Source organism: Streptomyces sp. ITFR-21 (genome assembly GCF_031844685.1).
Classification (GTDB): domain Bacteria; phylum Actinomycetota; class Actinomycetes; order Streptomycetales; family Streptomycetaceae; genus Actinacidiphila.
Window position 1 is genome coordinate 171,963 of record NZ_CP134606.1, and the last position, 24,800, is coordinate 196,762.

Sequence of the window (24,800 nt, forward strand, 5' to 3'; positions counted from 1 at the left end):
GGTCGATCCAGTGCCCAGACCAGCCACCCCGAAGGACCTGGTCTCGGCATGGACCAGCCAGACGATGCTGCCAGCCATGGCCACCCCGACCAGGAGCCGCGGCAAGGAGAAAGGCGCCGCGCTGAGGGCCTGCGGGGCTGAACGGTAGGAGGCAGTTCCCACCCGAGCCGGTACGGGATTGCGAAAGCCCCCGTGCGGTACGACGAGACCAGTGCCGCGGTGTCACGGCGAACCTTCCACTGCGCGGTGGGATCGGTCAGGGAGACCGCCGCCCGTCGCGGACGGCGTCCCTGCCGCCAAGAGTCGTCCATTATGACGCCTACGCGGCGGAATCGAATTCCGCATTGGGCTTCTACGCCAGTAGAAAGGTTTAGCGCTGAGATCGACGAATCGAGATCGAAGAGCGGATCCGTCACAAGACAACATTATTGGCGACTCCGGGCGGAGAGCAGATCGCGCCGGGGAAGTAGGTCGGCCAATCCGGCGCAGCAGTCACGAGCTCGAGGGTCTCCTGTGCAGCATTCGCGAAAGGTTGGCCCTCCGGTTCCGTTCACTGGGGTCCTGCCCCGGCCCCGCGCGGAGCGGACTGGGGGCGGTCCCGCACGCAAAGAGGCCAACTACGCGATCGCGAGGCATGATTCCCGACCTCCTGTCCCATTGGCTACGCGGCGGACATCGTCGATGAGAAAAGGACACCGGATCTGGGAACCTACACCTCGCGCAGTCGGCGCCCCAGAGCGTGCAGGACACGGGTTCGGTCGTTCAGGAAGGCCACCGAAAGGCGGAAGACCACCAGGTCGTACAGGAGGGTGTCGTCCAGCGGGGCAGGGTCGTCGCGTTCGATGTCCAGACGCAGCCACCGCACCGACGCGTCGGGGTGGTCCTTGCGGGCCCGCGCGAGCGCGCTATCGGCCAGGTCGACGGCGTCCACCTCGTACCCGAGCGAGGCAAGGTAGACCGACATCTCGCCTGTTCCGCAGCCGACATCGAGCGCGCGGCCGCCCTCGGGCGCCGGTGCGTGCTCGACGAGCAGGGTCTTCTCCTCGTTCCCGAGCCGCCGGAAACCTCGCCCCTGGGTGTAGTGCTCGGACCAGTCGGCTGGGGTGATTCCCACAGATCGCTCCTTGTTCGTGAAGGGTGGTGTGGTGGTTCAGGGCAGTTCGACGGGGCCGTAGAGGGCGGCCGACTGCCGGGTCTGCAGCGCCCAGTACCGGTCGCCGACCGACCAGTGCCACCACTCCGTCGGGTAGTTGATCAAGCCTGCGGCGGACAGCGCGCCGCCCAATGTGGCCCGGTTCGTGCGAGCCCGGACACTGAGGCCCGGGGCGTCGGTGTAACAGGCGCCGTCGGATTCCTCCGGGGAGGCGTTGACGCGGGTGCCCATATCCAGCTCGCGGCCCTGGTGGTCGATCAGTGTCACGTCGACGGCCGCGCCGGCGGAGTGCGGCGCGATCTCCGGCGGTGAGACGAAGCGGCTGGCAGCCTCCCGGATCGCAGCGGCCTGCCAGTCCGGATGGGCGCGCGCGAGCTCGTCGGAGTACTCCTCGAAGTACCGGCGCTGCAGGGACGGGGGCCGGTAGCCCTCGACGAACAGCAACCGCACACCGCCGGGGAGCAGCGATTGCGCCTGCTGGAGCCGTGTGAGCACGCCCTGGCGGACGTGGGCCCAGGCGCCCGCAGCGTCCTGCTTGCGGTCGTCGACCATCAGGCCGTGCACCCGGGCGTCGAGGAGGACCTCGCCGCACTCCTGGACAGGGATCGCGGCGACTCGCCGGTCGGACATCAAGACGATGCCGCTGTTGGTCATGCGTTCCCCCAGGTGTCGACGTACGCGGCCACGCCGGTGCGGCGGGCCTCCTCCACGGCGCGTAGCCGTACGAAATCGCGGGCCGGCATCAACGCCTCCCACCCGGCCAGGGGCAGGACGCGGACCGCGTCGTGCTCGCGCGGATTGAGCTGGATGCCACGGATCTGCGCGTCGGTGAGGCGACCGCCGTCGAAGATCAGCTGCAGCGTGCTGTACGGACGCTGCTCCCGGGGCTGCCCGTACATGGCGGCCAGCAGCCGGGGCGGACCCGCAGCGGTCATGCCGGTCTCTTCCCGGCACTCGCGCACCACCGCCTCCCAGGGCCGCTCGCCCAGATCCATCGCGCCGCCGATCATGTGCCAGGGGTGGCCGGGGGAGTAGACGGAGTGCAGCTGGAGCGGCCGGTCGTCTTCGTCGGTGACGTAGAGGCAGACGAAGGCGACGGCCTTGGGCAGGGACTGGGCGTGCTGTTCCGGCGGCACCCACGAGGAGTCCGTTCTCGCGTCAGGAAGGGCGTCGGTGGATGTGCTGTGCCGGGTCATTCGCATGAGTGCCGGATCGCCGCTGAACCCGAACTCCCGGTACAGGGGCGCGGCCTCCGCACTGGTGTGCAGCTCGAACAGCGTGACGTTCTCGTCGGCCAGGTGGTCCAGGAGCGCGGAGACGACGGCCCGGGCATGGCCGCGGCGCCGGGCCTCGGGCCGGGTGGCGACCAGCTGCACGAGGGCGGCCAGGCCCCGGGGGTAGGACCGGGCCGGGAGCACGGGATGGATCAGGCCGAGGGCGCAGGTGGCTATCGCGCCGTCGGAGGCTTCGACGACGAAGGCCCGCGCGTCTCCCTCCGGCGCCAACCGTGGCGCCAGCTCGTCCGTGCACCGCTGGATCCACTCCTCGGTCATCGGTGCGGACAGGACGTACTGGGAGCGCATCCGGATGATGGCCTCGGCGTCAGCAGGGGTTGCCGCGCGGACCGGCGGTCGCAATGTCGGCACACCGGGGCGGTAGCGGTCGTACCCGGCGGCGGCCGCGGCGAACAGCTCCGCCTGGTCTCCGCACGGGTTCGGGACGGGGGCGTCGGGGTAGGTCATGCGGCGGGTCCTTCGTCGAGCGGGCGGAGGGTGGGAAGAGGCCAGGACAAGCGGCCGCACGCCGAGGCGGCCCGCTGGCCGCCGCCTGGATCGATGTGGAGGCGGTAGCGGCTGGGGCTGCCGGCCGCCCGCCACCGGGCCGCCAGGTCTTGAACCTCCTTCCAGATGTCGCGCGGCCCCCGCGTGGTGATGTTCCAGCGCCTGTCGCTCACCGGCTCCACGCGCAGCCACGAGCCGCAGCTGGGCGCGCCGATCACCAGGTGCTCGGCGCCGAAGTCCCTCACCAGCCCGCCGAGGAGATGGTCCGCGGCCAGCCACAGGCCCCGGTCGGCATCGGCCGGCGGCGCCAGCATGCTCCGCTGAGTCCAGTCGCCCGGCTCGGCGTTGATGCGCTGGCGGAACTCCTCGCTCAGCCAGATCCGCTCCATGCCGTGCCCGGCCCGGTGCGCGAACTCCACGGCCCGCAGCTCCGCCGCGATCCGCCCGCAGGCAGTGCGCTCCACGACGGCCAGGCCCGGCCACGACGGCGACGCGCTGGTGACGTGGACGAGGAGCCGGCCACCGGGGGCGAGCTGCTCGACGAGCGCCATCGGTACACGCTCCATCGCGTACGACACGAAGATGCGGTCGAACTCCGCCCCGGCCACTCCCTGTCCGCCCGAGCCGCACACGATCTGCGGCCGGAAGCCCAGGTCGGCCAGCCGGACCGCGGCCGCGTCCGTGAGATGCCGGTCCCGGTCGAGGGTGACCACTCCACCATCGCCGCAGATTCCGCACGCGACTGCGGCCGTCACCCCCGCGCCCGTCCCGACGTCCAACACCCTCTGCCCGGGGCGCAGTTCAAGCTCCTCCAGCAGAGAAGCGGTCAGGCCCATCACCGTCGACATCGACGTGATCGACGCTCCCGAGCGCGACCCGCCAGCCCGGCCCACGGCCCGCATTCCGGCGTTGCACGGCCCGATCACGTCCTTGTCCAGCCGGTCTCCGACGAACACGATCTCGCTCGCCGGTACCCCGGCCACCTCGATCACCCGCCGGTAGAACCGGTCGAACGGCTTGGCCACGGCGACCGTCGGATCGCTGGAGCAGACCAAGCGCATGCAGGCCAGATCTGCCACGGCTAGCGTCGCCCGGCGATACGCCGGGGGGCGGCAGGTGTTGCTGGCCAGCACCGTGATCCGGCCCGCTGCGTGCTGCGCGCGCACTGCATCGGCCGCTTCCGGGTCGACGGGATGGTCGCCGCACTCTCGCCAGATCTCGTCGAGCAGCGTCTTCATGGGAGGCAGGTGCATGCCGTGGCGGGTCGCAGTGGCGCGCACCAGGCGTTCGAGGGAATCGGGCAGGGATTCGCTGTAGTACCGCCACAGCGACGTATCGAAGCTGGCGGCGACATCGGGGGCCGTGTCGATGCCGAAACCGGCCAGGACGCGGCGGACCAGGGCACCGTCGGGGCGCCGCCGCTCGGTTGTGGTCAGCGTGCCCGCGAAGTCGAACGCGATCGCGCTGGGCGGTGACGGCCTCGGAGAAGAAGGGGGCACGGCCGCGCTCCTGTTCATCGTCAGTCAGTGGCTGGGGGGCAGATAGAGCGTGGTGCCGGCGGCCTGCGCTTTGAGCGCCATATGGATGCGGCGCTCCAGCGTGGGCAGCACGAAACGACCCAGGTCATTCGGTGCGACGAGGCGTTTGTCCTTCAGCTCCTCGGGCGGCAGGCGGATGTTGTCCCACTCCTGGTGGGTCAGCGGCTCGACCTGCCAGATGTAGTTCTCGCCCGCCGGTTTGCCGCGCGCCGGGTCGGCACGGACCGATTCGATCACCAGCAAGCGCAACGGCTCTCGGCGTAGCCCGGTCTCCTCCAGCAGTTCACGGCTCAGCGCGTGCTCGGGGTCCTCGTCCCGTTCCAGGGCTCCGCCCGGCAGGTACCAGCCCCGGGTGTTGTAGGTGGGCAAGAACAGGGCGATTTCGCCGCCAAGTTGCCACAGGGCGAGCGAGCCGGCTGCTCGGGGGTGCCATCGGGGCGCGTCTGCCTGCTGGCGCCGGTGACGGCGCACGAACGAGGTCACCGATCGGCTCATGAGGCCGCGCCTTGTGGATCGCGTGAAGTCAGCAACCCGGGGACCAGAGCGTCGTTCCTCTCCGGCGCTTGCGCTGTCCGGTCGAGGGTCAGCATGCGCGAAGCGATTCGTTGGGCTTCGTCTGCGTCGCGATGGCGCCCGGACAGCGCGGGCCCGCCGGCCACAGCCAGGTGCACGGTGGCCAGTCCGAGACGACGCTGCCAGGGACCCTGGCTCGTTTCGACGTTCTGCGTCTTGGAAGTGGGGCAGAGCGTTCTGACGTTGCGCAGGAAGAGGCCGTGCCACACGCTCACGAACTCGGAGCTGACGTTGCAGGACAGCACGTGGCTCCAAGGGGTGGCCCATCGGGCGCGGCGAGGGGCCGGCGTCTGAGTGTTCAGCAGCTGCACGGCGTCGGGCCCGTACAGATCGGCGGTCAGACGTTCGGCCTCGTCGAGGGTCGCCACGGGCACGAGGAGGAGGGGGTGGTGGTAGCCCGCGGTCGAGAGCAGGATCTGCACCCACCCGCGACGCCGCCACAGGAGAGGCTGGACCAGGGTGATGGCCTGAGTCCGCTGGTGGCGGTAGGTCTGGTGTCGCCGGTCGAGCAGGCCGTATTCGGCGCGGTAGCCGCCGGGGGCCGCGGTGAGGGTCCAGCCGTGGTAACGGGGCCAGCGCCCGTACGTCATCTTCCACACCGCGCCGGCCGATCCTGCCAAGGAGAGCAGGGCGAGCGGCTCGTGGAAGATCAGATAGGGAACCAGTCCACCGATCACCACGATCCCAACGCGGATCATGGTGTGGGCCTCCAGCAGGATCGACAGGGCGAGCCGGCGTGCGGGGACGACGAGCAGCGGCGGCTCGACCAGTTCGGGTTCAGCGACCGGTTCGTCCGAGGTGGACGCGTCGCCGGACATGCGCCGCAGCAGGGCGCTTCGGAGCGCTGAGGCGTCGGCCTCACTCAGATAGCTCAGCATCGCGCTCTGCCCCGAGACGGACAGGCGGAGGCTGCACACGCCGATCCACCGACCGAGGAGGGGACGGTGGATGTCGGCTGCCTGGAGGTGGTCGAGGACGAATCGGTGCCGCCGGTGGAAGAGGATGCCGGCGCGTACGTGCAGGGCGTCGTCGGTCAGCTGGTAGGAGGTCTTTCTCCAGGACAGGTAGCCGTAGCCGGCTCCGAACAGGGAGACGGCCGCGGCGGCGAGGGCGAGGACCCAGCGGGGCCAGGTCTCGGCGGACTTGATCCACGATTCGGCGTCCCGGAAGAAGAACAGGACGGCACCGGTGACCGTGGCCCATGCTCGGCGCCACGGTGTGATGGGGTGAAGTCGCCCTTCGAGGACGGCGGGCTCGGTCACAGGGCCACCTGCTGTTCATGGGCGGCGCGCAGCAGTTGGTCGCGGATCTCGTCCGCCGCGGTGACGTCCATGTTGTGCAGCCAGAAGCTGTGGAAGGAGCCGGTGGCCACGATGACCGACACCAACTGGTAGCGGCGCTGAAGCGGACCGGACTCGACCTCAACGGACTGGATGCGCCCGTACGGAAGCATGGCCAGCGTGCGGCGCCACAGCCCCGTTTGAATCCACAACTCTTGGTCCGCGAGGTGGTAGCCGGTCCGCGCCCAGCGAGCAGGCAGGCGCGTGAACCGCAGCAGGCCTATGGCTGCCGCCGCGCCCGCCGCGCACCACCCCGGCCAAGAGGGGACCGCCGCCCACAGGCGGGGAACGAGCAGAGCCCCGAGGCCGCCGACGACCAGGACCGCGGCAGCGGTGAACAACACCGTGGCCGCGCGCCACACGGTCAGGGCCCGGCGCGGAAGGCGGGTGAAGGCCTTCCCGTGAGTGTGAAAGATCGTCTCGGAGGCGGACTCCCGCGTGGGAGGTGCAGCGTGGGCCGGAAGGACGGCTTCCACCTTGTCGTCCGGGGCTTGGGGGCGCTGAGTGGGTACAGGCGGGTTCGTGGTCATCGCTGGTCCTGTGAAGTGCGGTGGATGACGAGAGGCGAAGGGGCAGTGCCGATCAGCGGCCAGGTGCCGCGGGCCGCCGACACCAGCACGGTGACCAGCACGCCCATCAAGATCACGGCGAGGCAGCCTCCGACGTCGCGAAGCGTCGACAGCAGCGGATCCTGCTGCCAGTTCCGCACACCTGCCTGGTCCGGCTCGCTCATCGCGGGCTCTGGAGGCTGGTCGAACATCGAGACGTGGTGGAGGAAGGAGTCGATGGCGGACGGCGCGTACCCGAAGTACCTGCCACGTTCCGCGTCGTCCCAGGGCTGCCGGGGACCCCAGTCGACGGTGTGGCAGGTGTCGCGGTGGACCGACAGGCCGAGCCGGATTCGCCGGAATCCTGGGTGGCCCCGGAGGGCCGCCCAGACGCGTACGGCATCGGCCACGCTGCCCACCGACAGGTAGCCGCCGCTGCGGTGCCCGCCGGCGGGCACCGCGAGGAGTACGGCGCCGCTCACTTTCACACCGACCGCGCGGTCGAGGAGGTCGGGGTCGGCGAGGCGTTCCCGGAACCAGGCGTAGTCCTCGGCGCACGTTTCGGGCGAGGGACGGCAGAGTGGTGCGGCGATGTGCGCGAGTGGGGTGCGGAGCATGTGGAGCGCGGGCCCTTTGTGGTTGCCACCGGTCATGCCGCCCGGGTGAGCGGGTGGTTGAGGATGTCGGTGAGCGTGTCCCGGTCCAGGCGCACCATGACCGTGTGGTGGTCGGAGAGTCCCTTCATGTCGATGACCTCGACCGCGCGGACAGCGGGCAGGAGTTCCTTGCTGGCGTAGATCCTGTCGATGCGCGAGTCCGGCCCGTGTGTGTCGTAGGCGTCGACCGTCGGCGCGACCGCGGCGGTGTTGCCTGCGGTGGTGGCGAGGTGACGGGCGACGTCCTGGAGCCCGGCGGTGCGCAGGGTGTCGTCCGGTCGGTCGTCCATCCTGCGCACGCCGTCCAGCCCGATGTAGGAGCGGTGCGCCCGGTGGGGTTCGTCGGGGATCTCCTCCAGGACGGGCAGGGCGGGGTCTCCCGGGGTGCCGGGGACCGGGTAGCTGTTGGTGTCGCCGCCGAGCAGCGCCGGGTAGTGGATGCGTCGCCCGTCGGCCGTGACCCACTGGTCGTTCCACTGGGTCAGCCGTTCGGCTTCCGACAGGCGTGTTGTGGGTGAGCCGTAGTTGAGGTGGTACGAGCCGACGATCAGCGGGGCCGCGCCGGGGACCGTGCCGGCGAGCTGCAGGCTGCGCACGGTCGGCGGGAGCACCCACATGGGGCCGGTCTTCGGGAACTCTCCGATCGGGGTGAAGAGGTCCGGGTCGTGGTAGAGGGCGGTGCAGCACTCCGGGCCGATCAGGCCGGCCATGCCGAGCACGGCTTCGGCCGCGTCCGCGAGCTCGTTGCCGTTGTCCTGTGCGTTCCACACCTCCTGCCGCAGGAGCAGATGCAGGTCGAGCGAGGCCAGCCGGTCGTGCATCCGCTGCCACAGTGCGCGGTTTCCGCCGCCGTTGTTCTCGAAGTTGCAGATCGCTGCGTTGATTTCCATGGTGCGTTCCCCCAGAGGTAGATGTGTCAGCGGGCGGGTGTGAGGACCTGTCGGAGGACGTCGAGGTCGAAGCGCGCGACCAGCAGGGCGTGGTCGGACACTTCGCGCACCTCGTCGGTGGCCAGGACGTCGAAGGCGAGGAGGGCCGGCGCGAGGTTGGGGGTGCAGTACATGCGGTCGATGCGCTGGGCGGGCCCTTGATCGGTGCGCTTCAGGCTCGCCGTCGCCGCGAGCGCGCCAGGCTGGCCGAGGACGGTGCCGGCGTGCAGGCCAAGGTCGGTGAAGACGGGGTCGCCGCCGGAGAGGATCTCGTCCGGCCGGGTGTCCGAGACGCGCCGGCCGTCGCGCTCGATGGTGCGGTGCTGGAAGTGGACGCGGTCCCCGACCTGGTCCCAGTCCGGGAGCGTCACGGACTCCAACGTTGTTTGGTGTGGGTAGCTGTTGGCGTCCATCCCAACCAAGGCGCTGCGGCCGCTGTCGGCGAGGGTGGTGATCCGCCTCGCTTCGGTCGCGCGCAGGTCCGGGTCATAGTGGCACAGGTGCGCCGAGGCAAGGTCGAGCGACTTGGGGCAGCCCTTGAGGCGGACGCGGGGGTTGCAGATCGGCTTCCACGGCAGGTCGTGCTCGAAGTAGCCGTCGACGAAGAACGTGTCGGGGTCGACCATCACGCCGACCGGGTTCTTGCTGCGCCCCTCCCGCGGCGCGGGCATGAACGAGACGAGGCCGCCGAGCCGGTTGGCCTCGGCGTACAGGTCGGCCTTCCCGCGGTCCCACGCGCCGGTCAGCTCCTGACGCAGCACGATGTGCGGCTCGATAGACGCGAGGATGTCGCGGGCCAAGTCGCGGTGGTCGTCGCCTCCACTCCGGCCGCGGCCGTTGTGCTCGACGTTCCAGCAGGCGATGCGCACTTCATTGGTCACAGACGGCATTCCCTGTTCGTGGTCTCGATGCTGGGGCGGACGCGGCGGCGGGGCTCACCGGGCGGGGGTGAGGACGCGGCGGAAGGCCTCGCGGTCGAAGGTGGCCAGGACCAGGGCGTGGTCGGAGACCTCGGCGACCGTGTCGTCGGCGAAGACCTCCAGGGACCGCAGGGCCAGCGCGAGGTCAGGCGTGCAGTACATGCGGTCGATGCGGCTGCGGTGGCCCTGGTCCTTGCGCCACAGGCTCGCGGTCGCGTCCAGTCCACCGGGCTGGCCGAGCTCGGTGGCGGCGTGGTGGCCGAGTTCGACGAACACCCGTCCGCCGCCCGGTTTGGTGCTGGCGAGGACTTCGTCGGGGATCGTGTCGGAGACCCGGCCAGCGGCGGTGCGGACCGTGCGGTGCTCGAAGTGCGCCGGGTCCTTGACCGTGGACCAGTCGGGCAGCGGCACGCGCTCGTCGGAGGGGCGGTGCGGGTAGGAGTTGCAGTCCCCGCCGAGGATCGCCGTGCGCTTCTGGCCGCCGAGGGTGACCAGGCGCTTGGCCTCGGTCTCGCGGGTGGCGGGGTCATAAGAGCACAGGTGGAACGAAGCCAGGGACAGCGGCCTCGTGGCTTCGGTGTCGCCACGCAGCGTGACCACAGGGTTGCAGATCGGGTGCCAGTCGTTCGTGACGTGCGTGTACTCCGCGTGTAAGGCGAACAACTGGGGGTCGAACAGCACACCGGTGGGGTTGGGGCTCTCGGGGGTGCCCGGAGCCATCACCGCGGCCAGGCCGAGCGCCTTGCCCTCCTGGTGCAGGGGCCGCTTCCCGTCGAGGTGGGCGAGCGTCAGCTCCTGGCGCAGCACGATGTGGGGCCGATGAGCACGCAGGACGTCATGTGCCAGGTGCCGGCGACGGTCGTCGCCGACCCCCGCGGTGTGGCCGGGCAGACCGTTGTGCTCGACGTTCCAGGAGGCGATGCGGATCACGTCGGCGTCGGTGGTGGACAGGTTCAAAGCGTCATCTCCTGGTGCGGGATAATGGACGGCGGTCGCCGTCGGAGGTCAGTGGGATGGAGGCGGCTGCGGGATGCGCCTGGGTCGTCACAGTGGGGTGCTTGTTCGGACGGCGGCGCCGGGGAGGGACCGGTTGCGGCTCATGACCTGGTCCCGGCCAGGACGAGGTCGTCTTCGTCGTCTTGGGCCGGTAACGAGCTGCTCTTTCCGGATAGGCGTTCGCGCAGCAATTGGAGTTGGTCGGCGTAGGGGAGCAGGCCGACCTGTGCGCGCCGGGCGTCGAGCTGTTCGCGGGTCTGGACCGGGTGCAGCTTCAGCTCGCCGTCGGGTTGGAAGTGATGCTGTGTGCCGTAGAGCTGTGGCTTTCCGTCGCGCGCCAGGCACCGGTCGTACAGGCGCGCCCACTGCCCGGGGGTCACGTCGTGTCGCTGGGCGGCTTCACGGACTGTACGAAGGAAGGAGTCCTGGGCGCGGGGGTCGTGCTCGGCGTGCAACGCGAGCGTCAGCGCCGCCCGCGCGGCTTCGTCCCCTACGAGACTGCGGCCGGGCCACCCGTGAGCGGAGACGATCCGTTCGAGTAGCTGGGTATTGGCACGGTCTGCGAGCAGCGCGGCGTCGAGCGCCGCCGACGCCTGCGGGGGCGTGGCCGTCGCGCGGGCTCCTCGCCAGTTCCCGCGTGCGGCGTTCGCGCGTTGGATCAGGTCCTGGGCGATGTCGGGCCGCTGCGGCTGGGAGGACGGCGTCGTCATCGCGTACCTCCGGAGACGGGCCGGTGCGGGCTCGTCGGAGGCGGCACGGCCGGTGTGCCCGACTCCGGGGTCGTGCGGGCGCCCAGGAGTGTCCACGCGTGGGCCAGGCCGATCAGATGGCTGGAGTTGACGGCGCTGGCCTTCTCGACCAGATCGCGGATGCGCGTTGTCACCAGCACCGGTGCGATGCCCGCGGCCGCGGCGATCTCGTCGTTCTCCGAACGGGTGGCGACAGCGTGCAGCAGTCGCAGCTCGTCCTCGGCGAAGTTTGGCACGCTGGCTGGCGCGTCGGGGGCGCAGGCCTGCCCGCTGGCCAGTGCGGCGTGCACCTTGGCCGGGCGGGAGGCGACACCGAACTTGTGGCCGATGCTCATCACGTGTCCGCCCAGCGTGCCGGTCTTCATGCCGAGCTCCGTGGCGGCCTGCTGGTTGCTGTGGCCGGCCGCGATCTTCTCGACGACGCGCTTCTGGGTGGGGGTCAGGGTGGTCAGTTCAGCTGCTGAGCGCAAGATGGCGGCCATGGCTCGTCCTTACTCGAGGGGCAGGCTTGGCGGTGGGGACGGTGGAACGGAGCTGGGCCGGTCCGCTGTTGGCGGCCGCGGCGCACCGAAGTGGTGCGCCGCGGCCAGGTGCCACGTGGTCTCGGCACCGAGCAGGAGGGGCACCAGAGGTTTCAGGCTTGGTTCGGCACCGGGGAGAGGACGACGTCCAGGCTCTGGAATCCGTTGGCGACGAACGACTCCTGGGGCAGGGGCGGCTGATCGGGGTGGGCGAGCGCCAGGTTGGGGAAGTTGTCGAACAGCGCGCGAAGGGCGATGTCGGCCTCCATGCGCGCCAGCGGTGCGCCGAGGCAGAAGTGCGGTCCGTGGCCGAAGGCCAGGTGCCCGCGTTTCCCGAGGCGGCCCCACTGACCGCCGAACGCCGGGGTCCTGCCCCAGCCGCGCACGCAGACGCTGACCGGGGTGATCCTGTACACAAAGAGGGGAACTACTCGCTCACGGGGCATGAATCCCATCCCCCTGTCCTATTGGCCACGCGGTGGACATCGCCGGTGGGAAAAGGACACGGGATCTGGGATCCCACATGCCGCCTCCGCGAGATCGAAGGCACGCTGCAAGCGCAATGCGGTGTCGATGAGCGGAACGTGGCTGAACGCCTGCGGGAAATTGCCGACTTGGCGCTTCAGCCGCGGGTCCCACTCCTCGGCGAGCAGTCCCAGGTCGTTGCGCAGGGCGAGCAGCTTCTCGAACAGGACGCGGGCCTCGTCCAGGCGGCCGATCATGGCGAGGTCGTCGGCCATCCAGAAGGAGCAGGCCAGGAAGGCACCCTCGTCACCAGGTAGCCCGTCCAGGCCAGCTCCCGGGCCGCCGGTGCGGTAACGAAGGATGAACCCGTCTTCGGTGGACAGCTCCCGCTGGATCGCCTCGATCGTGCCGATGACGCGCTTGTCGTCGGGCGGCAGGAAGCCGACCTGGAGGATGAGCAGCAGGGACGCATCCAGCTCGGAGGATCCGTAGGACTGTGTGAAGGTATTGCGCTCCCGGTCGAACCCCTTGGCGCACACGTCTCGATGAATGGCGTCGCGCAGCTCGCGCCACTGCTGAAGCGGGCCGACGGCGCGGCCGGATTCGATCAGCTTGACGGTGCGGTCGACGGCGACCCAGGCCATCACCTTTGAATGGACGAAGTGTCGACGCGGGCCGCGAACTTCCCAGATGCCCTCGTCCGGTTCGGTCCAGTGCTCTTGCAGATAGGCAATCATCTTGAGTTGCAGGGCAGCCGCGTGGTCATTGGGAGCCAGGCCGGCACGGTCGGCCAGATGCAGCGCTTCGACGGTCTCGCCGTAGACGTCCAGCTGGAGCTGGCCGGCGGCGCCGTTGCCGACACGGACCGGGGAAGATCCCTCGTATCCACCCAGCCAGTCCAGCTCCGCCTCGACGAGCTCGCGCTCGCCGGCGATGCCGTACATGATCTGCAAGTTCTCGGGGTCCCCAGCTACCGCGCGAAGCAGCCACTCGCGCCAGGCGTGCGCCTCCTGGCGGTAACCGGTCCGCAGCAGTGAGGAAAGGGTGATCGCCGCGTCCCTCAACCACGTGTAGCGGTAGTCCCAGTTGCGTACGCCGCCGATTTCCTCGGGCAGCGACGTAGTCGGAGCCGCGACGATCCCTCCCGTGGGGCCATAGGTGAGTGCCTTCAGCGTGATCAACGACCGGATCACCGCGTCCCGGTACGGACCGCGGTAGGTGCACTGCTCGACCCACTCGCGCCAGAACTCGGCGGTCGTCTCCAGGGCCGAGTACGGCTCCGGGAGCGGCGGCTCGCCGCGGTGAGACGGCTGCCAGCTGATGGTGAACGCGATCCGCTCGCCAGCCCGGACGGTGAAGTCCGCGTACGTCGTCCGGTCCTCGCCTCGCGTACTGGCCGCGGTGTCCAACCAGACCGAGTCGGGCCCGGCCACAGCCGCGGTGCGGTCACCGACCTTGTGGACCCACGGCACCACGCGTCCGTAGGAGAACCTCATCCGCAGCGCAGAACACATCTGCACCTGGCCGGTCAGGCCCTCCACGATCCGGACCAGCTGCGGCGCCCCGTCACGCGGCGGCATGAAGTCCGTGACGCGGACCGTGCCCTGGAGGGTGTCCCACTCCGAGCGCAGGATCAGGGAGTCGTCGGCGTAACTGCGCCGGTCGGCGGTGGGCGGATTTGCGCCGTCGGCGCATGCCGGTCCGATGCGCCAGAAGCCGTTCTCCTCGTCACCAAGCAGCCCAGCGAAGACCGCGGGGGAGTCGAAGCGGGGCAGGCACAGCCAGTCGATGCTGCCGTCACGGCAGACCAGGGCTGCGGTCTGCATGTCCCCAATGAGTGCGTAGTCCTCGATACGCCCAGCCATGGAATGTCCGTCTCGATAGGTGCGGGTGCTCCCGGGGTTTGCGGCACAGGGCGGGGAACACAGATGGGTACGGGAGTGATGCGCGTCTCGCCGGCCCTGCGGTGACGCGCGTGACCGCAGGGGCGCCAGGCTCGACGAGCGGGTCTGAACTCCAGTGGGGACGCATGCCAGCACGTTCGTCATCGGGCCACGACCGTCGTTCTGATGTCGCTAACGTTCACCGGACTGCAGCCCCGGAGCGAGAGCACCAGACGTGTCGCCAGGACCCAGCGGACAGCGGGATCGTCGTAGGAGACCTTGATGAGATCGTCACCCGGGAGCGGTAGCAAGGTCCTTTGGTCGTAGAGGATGCCCGCCACTCCCCAGGACATCGGACGTTCGACCCAGGCGGCCGCGTGCTTCAGCAGATGGGGGCAGTGCTTGACCGCGATGAGCGCGCACGGTGGGCAGACGGGAGCGGCGGTAGTCAGCTCTCCCTCGCCCACCGGCCGGCCGACGTCCTTGAGAACGAAGAGCTGCCGCTCCGGATCCTGCTCAAGAGTGTCGGCACCGCAGACCTGGCACAACAGCCTGCTCACCGCGCGCCGCTGACGCAGAGAGTGGACCGTTGGGAACAGGGCCCGGCCCGTTCCCGCGCCGATGGTCTGCCTGACCCACAACACCCCGTCGGCGTCGCGGTCGTAGGGCATCTCGTCCGAGAAGCCGATCCCCTTGCCGCTCGGATGCCGCACCACCGCAGGGATCCGGTGCCTTTCCGTACTCCACGCAGTGACGTATGGCACGGGGAGGCCACCTTGTTCGTACCGGGTCGTGCTCATGCGGCAGCACTCGTCACGGGGCTGGTCAGTCGACGGGGGGCGATGATCCTGCCGTCGGGAAGGATCTCGCCGGTGTCCTCGAAGAGCAGGACGCCGTTGCACAGCCGCGACCAGCCCTGGTCCGGGTGAGCCACGACCACGGTGGCGGCTTCGCGGTCCGTGGCCTCGGCGGACGGACAGGTGGGCTTGTGCTGGCACATGATGAGTCCTCGGAAGAAGCGGCGCTGCGGGGGGAGAGAGAAGGGGGCGTAGGGGACCGGCTGCCGCGGGGAAAGCCTCGCCACGGCAGCCGGGAGGCGGCAGCGCTCTACGGTGCCGCGCCTCGCTCCGCTGTCCCGGCGGCCGTGGCGACGAGGTGGCGCCGGGCCTTTCCGGAAGTCGACGCGGAGCCCGAGAGCGGGCGCCATCCGAGGGCGTTCACGGGAGTGTTCTGCCGTGCGGTGGCGTCCGCCCCGTTTTTGGTCCGGTCAGTCGGGACCGGTACTTCCGACTGGGCGGCAGACAGGAGGTGTTGAGCGGACTCTGCGAGGAGAATCAGGTGGATCCGCGAGCCCATGTGGTCGGTCGGGGCAGGGCCGGCGACGATGTTCGGCGGGTGCGGCTTGCCGACTTCCAAAGCCAAGGCCGGCAGCTGCGCACGGAGTCTGGCCACCATGTCGTCGATCTCGCTCTGGCAGTGGGGGAGTGGCCAGTCGGGGTCCACCAGGAGCTGGTGGGTCAGGGCGCCGACGACGTCGATTCCGCTGCGCAGAGGCTGCCTCGGACGGAGTTGGCCTGCCGGGCTGAACGGGCGGGCTGCGGCACCGGACAGGGCGCCGAAAATCAACGAGACGTATGCGAGCACGGCAACCTTTCCGTGGACGGCGGAGCGAAGGAACTGCGAATAGCGTTGCCGCTCCTCGGCGTGTTCCGATAGCGAATTCGGACCCCACTTCTCCCCACTTCGGCGACGTGGAGGGCGACGGAAACCTCCCTTCGGCTCTCGGGGAGGTGCAGACAATAGGGGTGAAGTCGGGCGCCTAGTCCGGCGTTGATGACCTTCCGCAGGCCGCCATCATTGAAGCTCGACTTCGCTACCCCACTTCGCCCCACTTCCACGGAAGTGCTTGACCGGAATTACGGTGACGTGCTAACAGCGATTTGGGACGTTGTTGCGATCGGCCGCGTGGTGTCCGCCCAGGTGGGACGGCGTCTAGCGCGCGGATCGACCTCTTGCTGCTGGGCGGGAGCATGGGGCCGAGCCCCCGTGCCGAGACATCCCGGCATGCGCAAAGCGTACGAATACCACCCCTTTGTTCTTGCTCCGGTTCTCTGGGTGCGTCTCTGTGCGCACCGGAAGGAGACTCGGCGTCGGTGAAGTGGGGAGAAGTGGGGACGGGTTTCGCTATCACCCGCGCTGCGACATGCGCCACGGTATTCAGCAGGACTTCCCGTCCCCGCCCCGGGCATTGCGAATGCAGCGAGGAGTGATCCCCGTGCTTGGTCCCACCAGCACTGTCTTGCCGTGCGTCCATGGACGCGACGGTCACGAGATGACGCACGCTGAGATCGACCTCTACGACCTCGAAGCCCCGCAGAGCGCCGCCCGGCGCATAGTCCGCACGACCCTCACAGGGATGGCCGACAGCGAATACACGGACGACGTGGTCCTGGTGGCTGATGAACTGGTGGGCAACGCCGTTGAGCACGCCGGAGCCGCGCTCGACATTGCCCTCGATGTGTACGACTGGGGAGTAGTGGTCCAGGTCCGGGACTGCGGTGAAGACATCACGACGGTGCCGGGGACGCCCCCGGCCGCCAATGAATACGACGAGGGCGGGAGAGGCCTGTTTCTGGTGGACATACTGGCGAGCGTCTGGGGAGTCCAGCGCGACAAGAAGGGGAAGCGGGTCATCGCGATCTTCCTCTACCGAGCGGAAGACGCTGACCGATGACCCTGAGCGATCTCGCGCCCCGCCGACTGGCCCTGGACCTGACGGTGCGACCGCTGGGCATCAGCAGCGGAACCTCCCGTTGGGCACCGGCCGCCCCTCGACCCCAGGACGCACGACTACTCGACGGGCTGCGGCGAGCTCTGGACGCTGGCGACAATGACGGAGTGCAGTTGCTGGACACGGCCGACAGCCACCGGTGCGGTCATGCCGAACGGCTGGTCGGCAGGGTCCTCAAGGAGCACCCGGGCCACAGGGTGCAGGTCGCGAGCAAGGTCGGCCGAGTGCAAGGCTCTGCTCCGCACCCCTACGCCGGCCCGCGGGTCCGCCACCAGCTTGAGCAGACCCTGGAGAACCTGTACCTGGACGAGTTGGCCCTCTACACCCTGGAGTCCTACGACTTCGGGCTTGGCGACCGATACCTTGACCCGGTCATCGAGCAGATGCAGGCCCTGCGCGATCTCGGACAGATCCGAGCTATCGGGCTGCGAGGCCCGGGATGTCGCGCCTCGGAACGCTCGACACGACGCTTCCTGGATCTGTTCGACCGGATCCGCCCCGATGTGCTCTGGACACAGGCGAGCGGGTTACTGCCGCTGGCCGATCTCGGGGACGGCGAAGATCTCGGCGCCTTCGCGGCGCGCCACGGCGTCGGCCTGGTGATCGCCTCGCCGCTGGCTCACGGCGTGCTCGCGGGGGGTCGTGTGGACCGTGCTGTGGCTGCGTGGCCGAGCTCGGCGGCCGACCGCGGGGCGGTGGCGTCAGCCATCACCCAGGGTCTCGCACAGCTGGCTGGCGAGTTCGGCTCGTCTCCGCAGGCTCTCGTCCGGGTGGCTTTGCGGTCCATCCTTCAACGTGTGCAGAACGCCGTACTGGTGATCGGCGTCGGCGACGAGCAGCAGCACCGGCACGACCATGGGCTCCTCGGCCGACCTCTGTCGGAGCAGGAACTTGCCGCAGCCGATGCGGTGTTCGCCCGCATACGGAGCGTGTTGCTCAAGCCGGAGGAGCGTGCCTCATCTGTGGAGGCCATCGTGTGACCCTCCGAGAGGCCGGCCTCGTTCAGAGAGCGACTCCGTTGCGGAGGTAGCGCGGAACTCCGTCCTCCAGGACCTGGAGGGCGTTGACGGCCCGGGCTCGCTGGCGCTCCGGCAACAGCGGCAGTGCTTCCGGGATCTCGAAGAAGCGATGCTCGGAGATCTCCTCATCGCTCGGCTTGAGGCCGGCAGCCTGCTCCGCTGACAGGACGCCGGCGTCGAAGACGAATCCGAGAAGGTCGTCCCATGGCCCGTGGGGTCCGACCCAGTCGACGCACAGGAACCGCAGATCGGCGACCGCGAGGTCGAGTTCTTCCCTGAGCTCGCGTCGAAGGGCGTCCTCAGGGGCCTCGTTGTCTTCGGCCATACCGCCGGGCAGATCCCAGCCCGACTTGTAGGTCGGGTTCACCAGAAGCAGCCTCCCGGCGGGATCCCGGATCAGCGCGTCCGCAGCGGCACGCTTGCGGGCCTGTCGGGCGTTGCCCTCGGCCAGGTATGCCTCGCGGCCGGGATCGCCTGGCATGGGTGCATCGTTCACTGCGGACCTTCCGGGAGCGCGAGACTGCCGAGCAGCAATCTACGGTGCTGCGCCGTGGCGGTCATCCGCGAGAGGAGCTCGCTGACCTCGGGAACCTGTCGGTAGGGGCCGAAATCTGCCTCCAGCGCGTCGAGTTGGTGACTGAGGCGCAGAGACGTTACCGACTGGCTGGCGTTCAGCAGCTCCATGCCGACCGAGCACGCCTCGTCCGGCTGCCCTTGCGCGAGAAGGACTCGCGCCAACGTAACCTGCCCGAACGCTCGGCTGCGGACCCGGCTCGCATCGCGAAGCGCCAAGGCGTGCTCCGCCTCCTTGGCTGCCGCCTTGAGCGCACCGAGTTCCAGGAGAACAAGGGCTGCCTCGCTGGCGAGCGCCGCTTCGTCGAACGGAGCCACCCATCTGGACGTCGGAGCCGTCCGCGCGAGAGCCAGGGCCTCGCGTGCCATCTCAAGCGCGCGATGTGCCTCGGGCTCGGCATTGAGCTGTGCCAGCGCCCGGGCCTCCATGGCATGGAGGCGGGCCGTGAGGGCCGGTACCCGCGGGCCGACCGCAAGGCGCGCGAGCCCGCTGCGCGCGAGATCGGCCGCGGTGTCGACCTGATCGGTCTGCAGGGCCAGGTGGCTCATGCCGGCCATCACGTTCGCGCCCGCCGTCACGTCGGTCAGGCTCTGCGACAGCCGACGAGCGCGATCGAAGTGGCCGGACGCCAGGTCGTCACGGCCAGCATCATGGGCCATCCAGGCCGCCATCTCGGTCAGGACGACCGCCGCGCCGAAGGTGGTCTCGCTGTCTTCACGGTTATCCGCTGCGCCGAAGAGAGCCGGAGCGACGACGGTGTTGAGGTAGTGCACTACAGACCGGTACACGTGCCCGCCGCCGAGCTGGCGGTCAGCGAGGCGGAACGACTCCATGGCGGCCAGGTGGGGAGACGTCACCTCGATTCCCATCGTGACAGCCGCAGGCGTAGCCTCCGGCTCCAGCAAGCCGAAGAGCTGCTCGGCTGGTTCGCCGAACAGGTGCTCCAGGACGCGGCACGTCGTCGGTCGCGGGAGGCCCTTGATATCTCCGGCCATCCAGCGGTCCCAAGTAGAGCGCGCGACGTATACGGAGGCGAGGGAGGCGTTGCCGTCGATTTGGGCGACCTCCCTCGCCGCCCGCTTGAAGTGGACCGTGAACGTCTCGAAGATGCGCATGCGGCGGGCCTCGACCACCTCCGGGAAGCGGATCGCCCTGCGCATTGTCACCTCCGCCTCAGATGCCCGTGCCGAAGCCGAGCAGGGGCACGTTGTACAAGTCCGCGCTGCGCCGGCGTGTCAGAGCCGGCGCGTCGGAGTCGCCGATGACCTCGACGATGGGGATCTCGCAGATGAACTGCACCGTCGCGCCGAGAAGGTGGGACACCCGTCCTTCGGCCGACTCCGCCTTGAGGCCGGCCGCGACGTGGATGTGCGGGGAGAGACGGTCCTCCTCGGGATCCCAGGCGAGCGTTCCGCCACCGAGCGCTTCAAGCGTCTCGACGTGGACTTCGTCCCACAAGGGGGCCTCGGGGTCGGCGAGGGGTCCGCATGTGCCCACCAGACGGGCCGAGCGGAAACCGCCGACGAAGGCCGGGACGTAGCCGGACCGGATGCCCTTGTCGGCGCAGAACCGCGCGAGGCCGTCCAGGAAGTCTTCCCCGTGGTCGAGGGCGAGTACGAACTGCCTGCCGGTGCGGACCTGGGCGAAGCGCATGTTGGATGTCCTTTGTGCTGGTCGGTGGCGGATCAGGAGCGGTCGAGGAACGCCTTGACGATCTCTGGTCGGGGCGTGTCGGCGGCCAGCAGGGCGGCGAGGAGCAGACGGGCCTTGTACGGGTCGAGGGTTCCCGCACCGATCAGGCCGCGGGCCAGCAGGTCGCTCTCGGAGCCGGCGAATCCGTACGTCGAGGTCAGGACGGGGCCGGCACCGATGCGGGAGGCGAGGACGACCGGCATGGCGACCGCCAGCGTCTCCAGTCGGTTGCACCAGCTCTCGGGGACATGTCCGACGCCGAAGGCGGCCACCACAAGACCGGAGACCTCGTTCTCCAGGCCCTTCAGCAGCGTCCCGCTGCTGCCCAGGGACGCGGTGACGATCTCCACCTGCGGAAGGGCACCAACTGGCAGTGCCAAGGGCCCGATCGTCCTCGGCACACGATGGAACCGCGCCCAGCCTTCCGCCACGCGGCCGAGCGGCCCGGTGTTCGGTGATCCGAATGCCCCGGGGCTGGTCGTGTGCAACTTCCGGACGTGGCGGGCGGCATGGATCTCGTCGCCCAGGACGACGAGGACGCCGGCACCCCGGGCTTCTGCGCTCCCCGCGGTCTGCACGGCGGCCAGGAGGTTCGCCGGACCGTCGGCTCCGGCCGACGCGGCAACGCGCATCGCCCCGGTGAAGACCACCGGCATCGCGCCCTGGTAGTAGAGGTCGGTGAGGTACGAGGTCTCCTCGAGAGTGTCGGTGCCCTGTGTCACCACCACCCCGTCGGCACCCTCTCGTTCGGCCCGGCCGAGCCGCTCTACGAGGGCGATGATGTCACCGGTCTGCAGGGAGGCCCCGGGCATCTGCCGGAAGTCCTCCACCTTGACCTCAGCGGCGCCTTGGAGGCCGGGAACCGCGGCCACCAGATCGGAGCCGGTCAGCGTCGGCGTGGCACCTGGCGCCGCAGCGGTGCGCGTCATGGCGATGGTGCCGCCGAGGGTGAGCACCAGAACGGTGCGGCTTGGGGCACTGTCTGCGGAGAGCACGGAGGGCCTTTCGGACGGGGTGGCTGCGCGGACGTCCGTCATCGGGGCGAGCCGAGTTTGCCGAGGAAGAGAAGGGTCTCATCCAGCGCTTCCACGGTGAGCAGACGACTGCGGGGCCGAACGAGGCCGGCCACTCCGTACTCGCCCAGAGCATGGCAGCGGGCGGTCAAACAGTTCCAGTCCAGGCCCAGGTAGTCCGCGAGGGACCGGAGTCGGCTTGCTGGATCCTCGCCTACGAGTACGTCGGCACCCCGTGCGTCGGCGAAGACGGCCGCGTAGGAACGGAGCTCTCCGCGGGACGACGTGCTGCCGGCCGCCCACAGCGCGCCGCCCGGCGCCCGCACCCAGTTGGCCACGACGGCCCGCTGACCGGGCACCAAAGCTACCCCGTCCACCTCTGAATACTCCGTCTTCGGCACCACCCTCACGCGGATCCCGCAGCGCTCCATCAGAGCGATGGCCAGCAGCAACAAGACCCGCTCGTACTTCTCCGAGCGCGCCACCTCGGACTCGGGCAGACAGAAGACCCGGACGGTCTGCGCTGTCGCGTCGTGGAATCGCTCAAGTGCTCTCAGGTACTCCAGTTTGTGCCTGAAGAACAGCCAGCAGGCCGCTTCTTCCCCGGTCTGCTCACGAGTCCAGAAGATCGGAACTTCCCTTGCGTCTACCAGCTCCTGCTGGATATGCCGGGCGCAAAACGCCGATCCCATCCAACTACTGCCGACGGTGGACAGGTTGACCATCAACTGGCTGGGGGCCGAGCGGGGCAGAGACAGGTAGGTGCTGAGCAGGTTCTGCTCGGCGTCGAGCGCTTGGTCGTCGGACAAGAGGCCGTCATCGAGCTGGGTGAGCGCCCAGAGAATGCCATAGGAGAGGTCGTCCAAGAGGTACGCCGAGGGGATCGACATGGGCCTGGCTGCGGGCGCTCCGGGAATGGCGGGCCTGCGAGCGACCGCGGCGTCGCGGACGTACACGTCGCCGTCGTCCCGACCTTCCTCGACACCAACAAGGAAGCCGCGCCGCGCCGGCCGTAAGAACCGCTCCAGGTCACGTAGTCCGTCTTGATCCAGCCCGTGCACGCTGACGTCCTCGCCTCGTCTGATGACGGGAAGAAGGTGGACGGCGGCGCTTGTGCCGTCCAGGCGCTGCTGTCCGGAGATTTCCCAGATCCCAGCAGGTCCGCCGGCAGGGAGCAGCATGGTGGACGTCGGCCAGCGTGAGGCGATCCGCGCAGCAACCGACTCCAACGCCGCCGTCGGCTTGCCCGCTTCGGGCGCCAGACTGAACAACTCCTTGACGGTGTGCCCGAGCATGCGCTCCAGGATCTGAGCAGCCTCGCCGCGAGGACGGCCGGCCCAGGTGCCCGACGACCACCGATCGAACGTGGTGCGCCCGACGCTGGCCGTGGCCAGCCGACGATTGCCGGACTCGTGTGCGAGCTCCCGCCCGGTCGCCGCGAAGTGGACGCAGAACGCCTCCCACCCGAGAAGGTCTCGGTCCTTCAGAAGGAGGCTGAACAGCGTCCGGCGCATCACAGAAGCTCCTCCCTGGGCATATACGGGCAGCGAGGCGCCTCCACGCGGGGCGACGGGCGCTGCACACTTCGTGACCCTGGCTAGGATGCTCCCTAGGACGAGCCCTTAGCAATATGGTCTAGCAAATTGCTCGACCATATTGCTTGTAGGTACCGTGGCGAGCCGTCAGACTGGCCACCATGCCAGAAGCGAAGACGCCGTGGTCGTTGACCCTCAGCGAAGTCGGCCTGCGCCTTGAGGAGTTGCGCGAACGTCGCAGCCTGACCCAAGGTGACGTCGCCAACCACGAAGTGCTGCGCAGCCGCAGCGTCAGGATCGACAAGAGCGGGCTGAGCAGGCTGGAGCGCGGACAGCGTCGCCGTGTCGCCCGCGACCTCGTCGAGGCCCTGCTTGAGGTTTACCAGGCCAATGCCACGGAACGCTCCGAGATCCTGGCCCTCCTGAGCGCGGATACCACCCCCGCCGGCCGCCCACGCCCGGCCCTCTGGCGGCGTAATGCTCACCTGTTGGGCCCCATGCAGTTCGAGGGCTTCTTGAAGATGGAGCGCAGGGCCACCGCGCTGTCGAACTACGAGCGCGACATCTGGCCGGGCCTCTTCCAGAACGAGGACTACGCCTCCAGTGTCATCGCCCAGATGAGACCGGATCTGCGCCCCTCCGAGGTCAAGGCGCTCGTCGACGTCCGCATGGACCGGCAGCAGCAGGTACGGGAAGGCGCACTCGCGGAATTCCGCGCCTTGGTTGACGAGCGAGTCCTACGCTCAGCCGTCGACGATCGAGCGGTCGCGCGACGCCAACTGGAGCGCAGCCTGGAGGAGTCCGAGAACTCCCGCAACACCATCCGCATCCTGCCGGAGGCAGTCGGACTACATCCGGGGGCCGCAGGCCCGTTCGTCACCATGGCCTTCCCCGAGGCCGCCCGCCAGGTCGTGTGGGTGGAGACGATGGTCAGTTCGCTGTACTTCGACGGGGAAGAAGATGTGCAGCGCTACGCAGCAGCTTTCACCATCCTGTGGGAGCGGGCGCTGGACCCCGACGAGACGCGCACGCGGCTCAAGAAAAAGATCAAGGAGCTAGAACAGTGACAGAAAAGCCGGACCCGTCCGCATTTGACCTCACATCGGTCGAATGGACGGTGTCCAAGTACAGCGGGGGCGGTGGGAACTGTGTGCGGCTCGCCGTCGTGGACGGGTACGTCCTGATCGGTGACTCGCAGAACCCCGATCGGCCGCCTCACGTCTACACCCCGACCGAGGCCAAGGCGTGGCTGCTCGGCGCGAAGGACACGGACTTCGACTTCCTGCTGGATCTCTGAGCTCGTCCCGATCGTCGAAGGCTAGCGGGCCGGCCCCATGGCAACTGGGGCCGGCCCGATCGTTTCTGCCCAGGGAGACCATCTGTCACACCGGCGTCCGGATCGGGGGCGGCCGGAGACATTGAACACACGTTGCATTCCGCTGGCCGGACCGGATGGGCGGCGTCTTAGACAGGAGTGGCCGTTGCTTCCTGATGTGCAGCGACGGCATGGAGGACCGCTGCCTGAGTCGTAGCCATGTGGTTCGTGCAGTCGCGGATCTGTGTGCCGCGTGGTGCGGTAGCTGGTCCGCCGGAACTGAACCAGTCGTTCAGCTCCGGAATCACCTCTGCTGTGCGTTCGAGGGCGAAGACGATTTTGCCGCCGGCCTGAGAGACTCTCCGAACGATCCTGAATTGCTGCTCCTCGTAGTACTTGGCGAGAGCGGGGGAGGTGCAGTCGCGGCGGACGCCGCTGATGTTTTCCCGGGCGGCGCGGTCGACGGCCCAGCTGGCGATGAGTGTTCCGAGCTTGCGGTGACGCTCGGCTGGGTCGGTCACGGTGGCGTTGAGGTAGAAGGCGGGCTCAGCGGCCTCTTTCGCTGTCCAGGCCCAGGGAGCGGCAGTCCTCAGGATCGTGGTGCAGCCGACGATCTTGTCGTCGTCCTCGGTGAGTACCCACATGTCGCCGTAGCAGCTGGCGCAGTTGGCCGCCAGCTCGTCGACGTGCTTTCCCCAGCTGCGCCAGTTCGCGAGCCTGTTGTCCTTCATCCAGTCCGACCGGGCCCGGATCATCGCTTCGAGGCCGCGGCGGTCCTCCGGTCTGGCTGGTCGCATCGCGAGCATGCG

At 69.1% G+C, this 24,800-nt stretch carries 29 protein-coding genes; 5 read left to right on the plus strand and 24 right to left on the minus strand.

The features are described 5' to 3' along the window. Nucleotides 1-10: 10 nt before the first annotated feature. Nucleotides 11-148: a hypothetical protein gene (locus tag RLT57_RS31485; protein WP_311301080.1), complete on the plus strand. Its 138-nt coding sequence runs from the start codon at nt 11-13 to the stop codon at nt 146-148. A 561-nt stretch (nt 149-709) separates the two neighbouring features. On the opposite strand, the gene RLT57_RS31490 is transcribed toward RLT57_RS31485, so the two are convergent. The 18 genes from RLT57_RS31490 to RLT57_RS31575 form a co-directional block, all read right to left on the minus strand. After that, nucleotides 710-1,114 (minus strand): class I SAM-dependent methyltransferase, encoded by a 405-nt coding sequence (locus RLT57_RS31490; RefSeq protein WP_311301081.1) that lies wholly within the window; start codon nt 1,112-1,114, stop codon nt 710-712. A gap of 36 nt (nt 1,115-1,150) precedes the next feature. Then, nucleotides 1,151-1,807 (minus strand): M15 family metallopeptidase, encoded by a 657-nt coding sequence (locus RLT57_RS31495; protein WP_311301082.1) that lies wholly within the window; start codon nt 1,805-1,807, stop codon nt 1,151-1,153. After that, nucleotides 1,804-2,895 (minus strand): bifunctional GNAT family N-acetyltransferase/NUDIX hydrolase, encoded by a 1,092-nt coding sequence (locus tag RLT57_RS31500; protein WP_311301083.1) that lies wholly within the window; start codon nt 2,893-2,895, stop codon nt 1,804-1,806. The genes RLT57_RS31495 and RLT57_RS31500 overlap by 4 nt, the downstream gene beginning before the upstream one ends. Beyond that, nucleotides 2,892-4,433 carry an HAD family hydrolase gene (locus tag RLT57_RS31505; protein WP_311301084.1) on the minus strand — a complete coding sequence of 514 codons (1,542 nt, stop codon included), beginning with the start codon at nt 4,431-4,433 and terminating at the stop codon, nt 2,892-2,894. The genes RLT57_RS31500 and RLT57_RS31505 overlap by 4 nt, the downstream gene beginning before the upstream one ends. 24 nt (nt 4,434-4,457) lie before the next feature. Beyond that, nucleotides 4,458-4,955: an NUDIX domain-containing protein gene (locus RLT57_RS31510; protein WP_311301085.1), complete on the minus strand. Its 498-nt coding sequence runs from the start codon at nt 4,953-4,955 to the stop codon at nt 4,458-4,460. Between the two features lie 8 nt (nt 4,956-4,963). Then, nucleotides 4,964-6,307 carry a PH domain-containing protein gene (locus RLT57_RS31515; protein ID WP_311301086.1) on the minus strand — a complete coding sequence of 448 codons (1,344 nt, stop codon included), beginning with the start codon at nt 6,305-6,307 and terminating at the stop codon, nt 4,964-4,966. Then, nucleotides 6,304-6,729: a PH domain-containing protein gene (locus RLT57_RS31520; protein WP_311301087.1), complete on the minus strand. Its 426-nt coding sequence runs from the start codon at nt 6,727-6,729 to the stop codon at nt 6,304-6,306. Before RLT57_RS31520 ends, RLT57_RS31515 begins: the two co-directional genes overlap by 4 nt. 182 nt (nt 6,730-6,911) lie before the next feature. Beyond that, on the minus strand, nt 6,912-7,586 hold the full coding sequence (locus RLT57_RS31525; RefSeq protein ID WP_311301088.1) for a DUF6302 family protein: 675 nt from the start codon (nt 7,584-7,586) through the stop codon (nt 6,912-6,914). Next, a complete protein-coding gene (locus RLT57_RS31530; RefSeq protein WP_311301089.1) occupies nt 7,583-8,479 on the minus strand; it encodes an endonuclease/exonuclease/phosphatase family protein in 897 nt (298 codons plus the stop codon). The genes RLT57_RS31525 and RLT57_RS31530 overlap by 4 nt, the downstream gene beginning before the upstream one ends. A 26-nt stretch (nt 8,480-8,505) precedes the next feature. Then, the gene (locus RLT57_RS31535; RefSeq protein ID WP_311301090.1) at nt 8,506-9,399 is read right to left on the minus strand and encodes an endonuclease/exonuclease/phosphatase family protein; all 894 of its coding nucleotides are present in this window, start codon (nt 9,397-9,399) and stop codon (nt 8,506-8,508) included. A gap of 54 nt (nt 9,400-9,453) precedes the next feature. Continuing rightward, a complete protein-coding gene (locus RLT57_RS31540) occupies nt 9,454-10,395 on the minus strand; it encodes an endonuclease/exonuclease/phosphatase family protein (RefSeq protein ID WP_311301091.1) in 942 nt (313 codons plus the stop codon). 140 nt (nt 10,396-10,535) lie between these two features. Then, entirely contained in the window at nt 10,536-11,144 is a 609-nt protein-coding gene (locus RLT57_RS31545; RefSeq protein WP_311301092.1) for a DUF6624 domain-containing protein, read from the minus strand. Next, the gene (locus tag RLT57_RS31550) at nt 11,141-11,665 is read right to left on the minus strand and encodes a LuxR C-terminal-related transcriptional regulator (protein ID WP_311301093.1); all 525 of its coding nucleotides are present in this window, start codon (nt 11,663-11,665) and stop codon (nt 11,141-11,143) included. The genes RLT57_RS31545 and RLT57_RS31550 overlap by 4 nt, the downstream gene beginning before the upstream one ends. 152 nt (nt 11,666-11,817) lie before the next feature. After that, on the minus strand, nt 11,818-12,120 hold the full coding sequence (locus tag RLT57_RS31555) for a cytochrome P450 (RefSeq protein WP_311301094.1): 303 nt from the start codon (nt 12,118-12,120) through the stop codon (nt 11,818-11,820). Between the two features lie 48 nt (nt 12,121-12,168). Next, the gene (locus tag RLT57_RS31560; RefSeq protein WP_311301095.1) at nt 12,169-14,034 is read right to left on the minus strand and encodes a glycoside hydrolase family 15 protein; all 1,866 of its coding nucleotides are present in this window, start codon (nt 14,032-14,034) and stop codon (nt 12,169-12,171) included. A 179-nt stretch (nt 14,035-14,213) separates the two neighbouring features. Beyond that, entirely contained in the window at nt 14,214-14,816 is a 603-nt protein-coding gene (locus RLT57_RS31565) for a hypothetical protein (RefSeq protein WP_311301096.1), read from the minus strand. Nucleotides 14,817-14,848: 32 nt separating this feature from the next. Beyond that, nucleotides 14,849-15,052, minus strand: a complete 204-nt coding sequence (locus tag RLT57_RS31570) for a DUF5999 family protein (RefSeq protein WP_311301097.1) — start codon at nt 15,050-15,052, stop codon at nt 14,849-14,851. A 107-nt stretch (nt 15,053-15,159) separates the two neighbouring features. Beyond that, complete coding sequence (locus RLT57_RS31575; RefSeq protein WP_311301098.1) at nt 15,160-15,696, minus strand: hypothetical protein; 537 nt, start codon at nt 15,694-15,696, stop codon at nt 15,160-15,162. A gap of 688 nt (nt 15,697-16,384) precedes the next feature. Here RLT57_RS31575 and RLT57_RS31580 point away from each other — a divergent pair. After that, entirely contained in the window at nt 16,385-16,786 is a 402-nt protein-coding gene (locus RLT57_RS31580; RefSeq protein WP_311301099.1) for an ATP-binding protein, read from the plus strand. Continuing rightward, nucleotides 16,783-17,823 carry an aldo/keto reductase gene (locus RLT57_RS31585; protein WP_311301100.1) on the plus strand — a complete coding sequence of 347 codons (1,041 nt, stop codon included), beginning with the start codon at nt 16,783-16,785 and terminating at the stop codon, nt 17,821-17,823. Before RLT57_RS31580 ends, RLT57_RS31585 begins: the two co-directional genes overlap by 4 nt. 22 nt (nt 17,824-17,845) lie before the next feature. Here the strand turns inward: RLT57_RS31585 and RLT57_RS31590 are convergent, their stop codons facing one another. Genes RLT57_RS31590 through RLT57_RS31610 form a run of 5 tightly spaced genes read right to left on the minus strand, consistent with a single transcriptional unit; the run spans nt 17,846 to nt 22,655 of the window. Then, complete coding sequence (locus RLT57_RS31590) at nt 17,846-18,343, minus strand: NUDIX hydrolase (protein ID WP_311301101.1); 498 nt, start codon at nt 18,341-18,343, stop codon at nt 17,846-17,848. A gap of 11 nt (nt 18,344-18,354) precedes the next feature. After that, nucleotides 18,355-19,596, minus strand: a complete 1,242-nt coding sequence (locus tag RLT57_RS31595) for a hypothetical protein (RefSeq protein ID WP_311301102.1) — start codon at nt 19,594-19,596, stop codon at nt 18,355-18,357. Nucleotides 19,597-19,609: 13 nt separating this feature from the next. Continuing rightward, the gene (locus RLT57_RS31600) at nt 19,610-20,089 is read right to left on the minus strand and encodes a PPC domain-containing DNA-binding protein (protein WP_311301103.1); all 480 of its coding nucleotides are present in this window, start codon (nt 20,087-20,089) and stop codon (nt 19,610-19,612) included. A gap of 32 nt (nt 20,090-20,121) precedes the next feature. After that, nucleotides 20,122-21,123, minus strand: coding sequence for an asparaginase (locus tag RLT57_RS31605; RefSeq protein WP_399130098.1), 1,002 nt, complete (start codon nt 21,121-21,123; stop codon nt 20,122-20,124). Between the two features lie 38 nt (nt 21,124-21,161). Then, nucleotides 21,162-22,655 (minus strand): hypothetical protein, encoded by a 1,494-nt coding sequence (locus RLT57_RS31610; RefSeq protein WP_311301105.1) that lies wholly within the window; start codon nt 22,653-22,655, stop codon nt 21,162-21,164. Between the two features lie 182 nt (nt 22,656-22,837). Between RLT57_RS31610 and RLT57_RS31615 the strand changes: the two genes are divergently transcribed. Together RLT57_RS31615 and RLT57_RS31620 are read left to right on the plus strand one after the other, a co-directional pair. Further along, nucleotides 22,838-23,743, plus strand: coding sequence for a helix-turn-helix domain-containing protein (locus tag RLT57_RS31615; protein ID WP_311301106.1), 906 nt, complete (start codon nt 22,838-22,840; stop codon nt 23,741-23,743). Continuing rightward, on the plus strand, nt 23,740-23,973 hold the full coding sequence (locus tag RLT57_RS31620) for a DUF397 domain-containing protein (RefSeq protein WP_311301107.1): 234 nt from the start codon (nt 23,740-23,742) through the stop codon (nt 23,971-23,973). Before RLT57_RS31615 ends, RLT57_RS31620 begins: the two co-directional genes overlap by 4 nt. Nucleotides 23,974-24,140: 167 nt before the next feature. Here RLT57_RS31620 and RLT57_RS31625 read toward each other — a convergent pair whose 3' ends face one another. Further along, nucleotides 24,141-24,797, minus strand: a complete 657-nt coding sequence (locus RLT57_RS31625; RefSeq protein WP_311301108.1) for a GNAT family N-acetyltransferase — start codon at nt 24,795-24,797, stop codon at nt 24,141-24,143. Between the last annotated feature and the right edge of the window lie 3 nt (nt 24,798-24,800).

What these genes read in the sequence shown, in the direction of transcription:
- RLT57_RS31495 (WP_311301082.1), bottom strand. Translation starts at nt 1,807, where the DNA reads ATGACCAACAGCGGCATCGTCTTGATGTCCGACCGGCGAGTCGCCGCG.
- RLT57_RS31500 (WP_311301083.1), bottom strand. Translation starts at nt 2,895, where the DNA reads ATGACCTACCCCGACGCCCCCGTCCCGAACCCGTGCGGAGACCAGGCG.
- RLT57_RS31525 (WP_311301088.1), bottom strand. Translation starts at nt 7,586, where the DNA reads ATGACCGGTGGCAACCACAAAGGGCCCGCGCTCCACATGCTCCGCACC.
- RLT57_RS31530 (WP_311301089.1), bottom strand. Translation starts at nt 8,479, where the DNA reads ATGGAAATCAACGCAGCGATCTGCAACTTCGAGAACAACGGCGGCGGA.
- RLT57_RS31545 (WP_311301092.1), bottom strand. Translation starts at nt 11,144, where the DNA reads ATGACGACGCCGTCCTCCCAGCCGCAGCGGCCCGACATCGCCCAGGAC.
- RLT57_RS31550 (WP_311301093.1), bottom strand. Translation starts at nt 11,665, where the DNA reads ATGGCCGCCATCTTGCGCTCAGCAGCTGAACTGACCACCCTGACCCCC.
- RLT57_RS31560 (WP_311301095.1), bottom strand. Translation starts at nt 14,034, where the DNA reads ATGGCTGGGCGTATCGAGGACTACGCACTCATTGGGGACATGCAGACC.
- RLT57_RS31570 (WP_311301097.1), bottom strand. Translation starts at nt 15,052, where the DNA reads ATGTGCCAGCACAAGCCCACCTGTCCGTCCGCCGAGGCCACGGACCGC.
- RLT57_RS31580 (WP_311301099.1), top strand. Translation starts at nt 16,385, where the DNA reads ATGACGCACGCTGAGATCGACCTCTACGACCTCGAAGCCCCGCAGAGC.
- RLT57_RS31585 (WP_311301100.1), top strand. Translation starts at nt 16,783, where the DNA reads ATGACCCTGAGCGATCTCGCGCCCCGCCGACTGGCCCTGGACCTGACG.
- RLT57_RS31590 (WP_311301101.1), bottom strand. Translation starts at nt 18,343, where the DNA reads ATGCCAGGCGATCCCGGCCGCGAGGCATACCTGGCCGAGGGCAACGCC.
- RLT57_RS31595 (WP_311301102.1), bottom strand. Translation starts at nt 19,596, where the DNA reads ATGCGCAGGGCGATCCGCTTCCCGGAGGTGGTCGAGGCCCGCCGCATG.
- RLT57_RS31600 (WP_311301103.1), bottom strand. Translation starts at nt 20,089, where the DNA reads ATGCGCTTCGCCCAGGTCCGCACCGGCAGGCAGTTCGTACTCGCCCTC.
- RLT57_RS31610 (WP_311301105.1), bottom strand. Translation starts at nt 22,655, where the DNA reads ATGCGCCGGACGCTGTTCAGCCTCCTTCTGAAGGACCGAGACCTTCTC.
- RLT57_RS31615 (WP_311301106.1), top strand. Translation starts at nt 22,838, where the DNA reads ATGCCAGAAGCGAAGACGCCGTGGTCGTTGACCCTCAGCGAAGTCGGC.
- RLT57_RS31625 (WP_311301108.1), bottom strand. Translation starts at nt 24,797, where the DNA reads ATGCTCGCGATGCGACCAGCCAGACCGGAGGACCGCCGCGGCCTCGAA.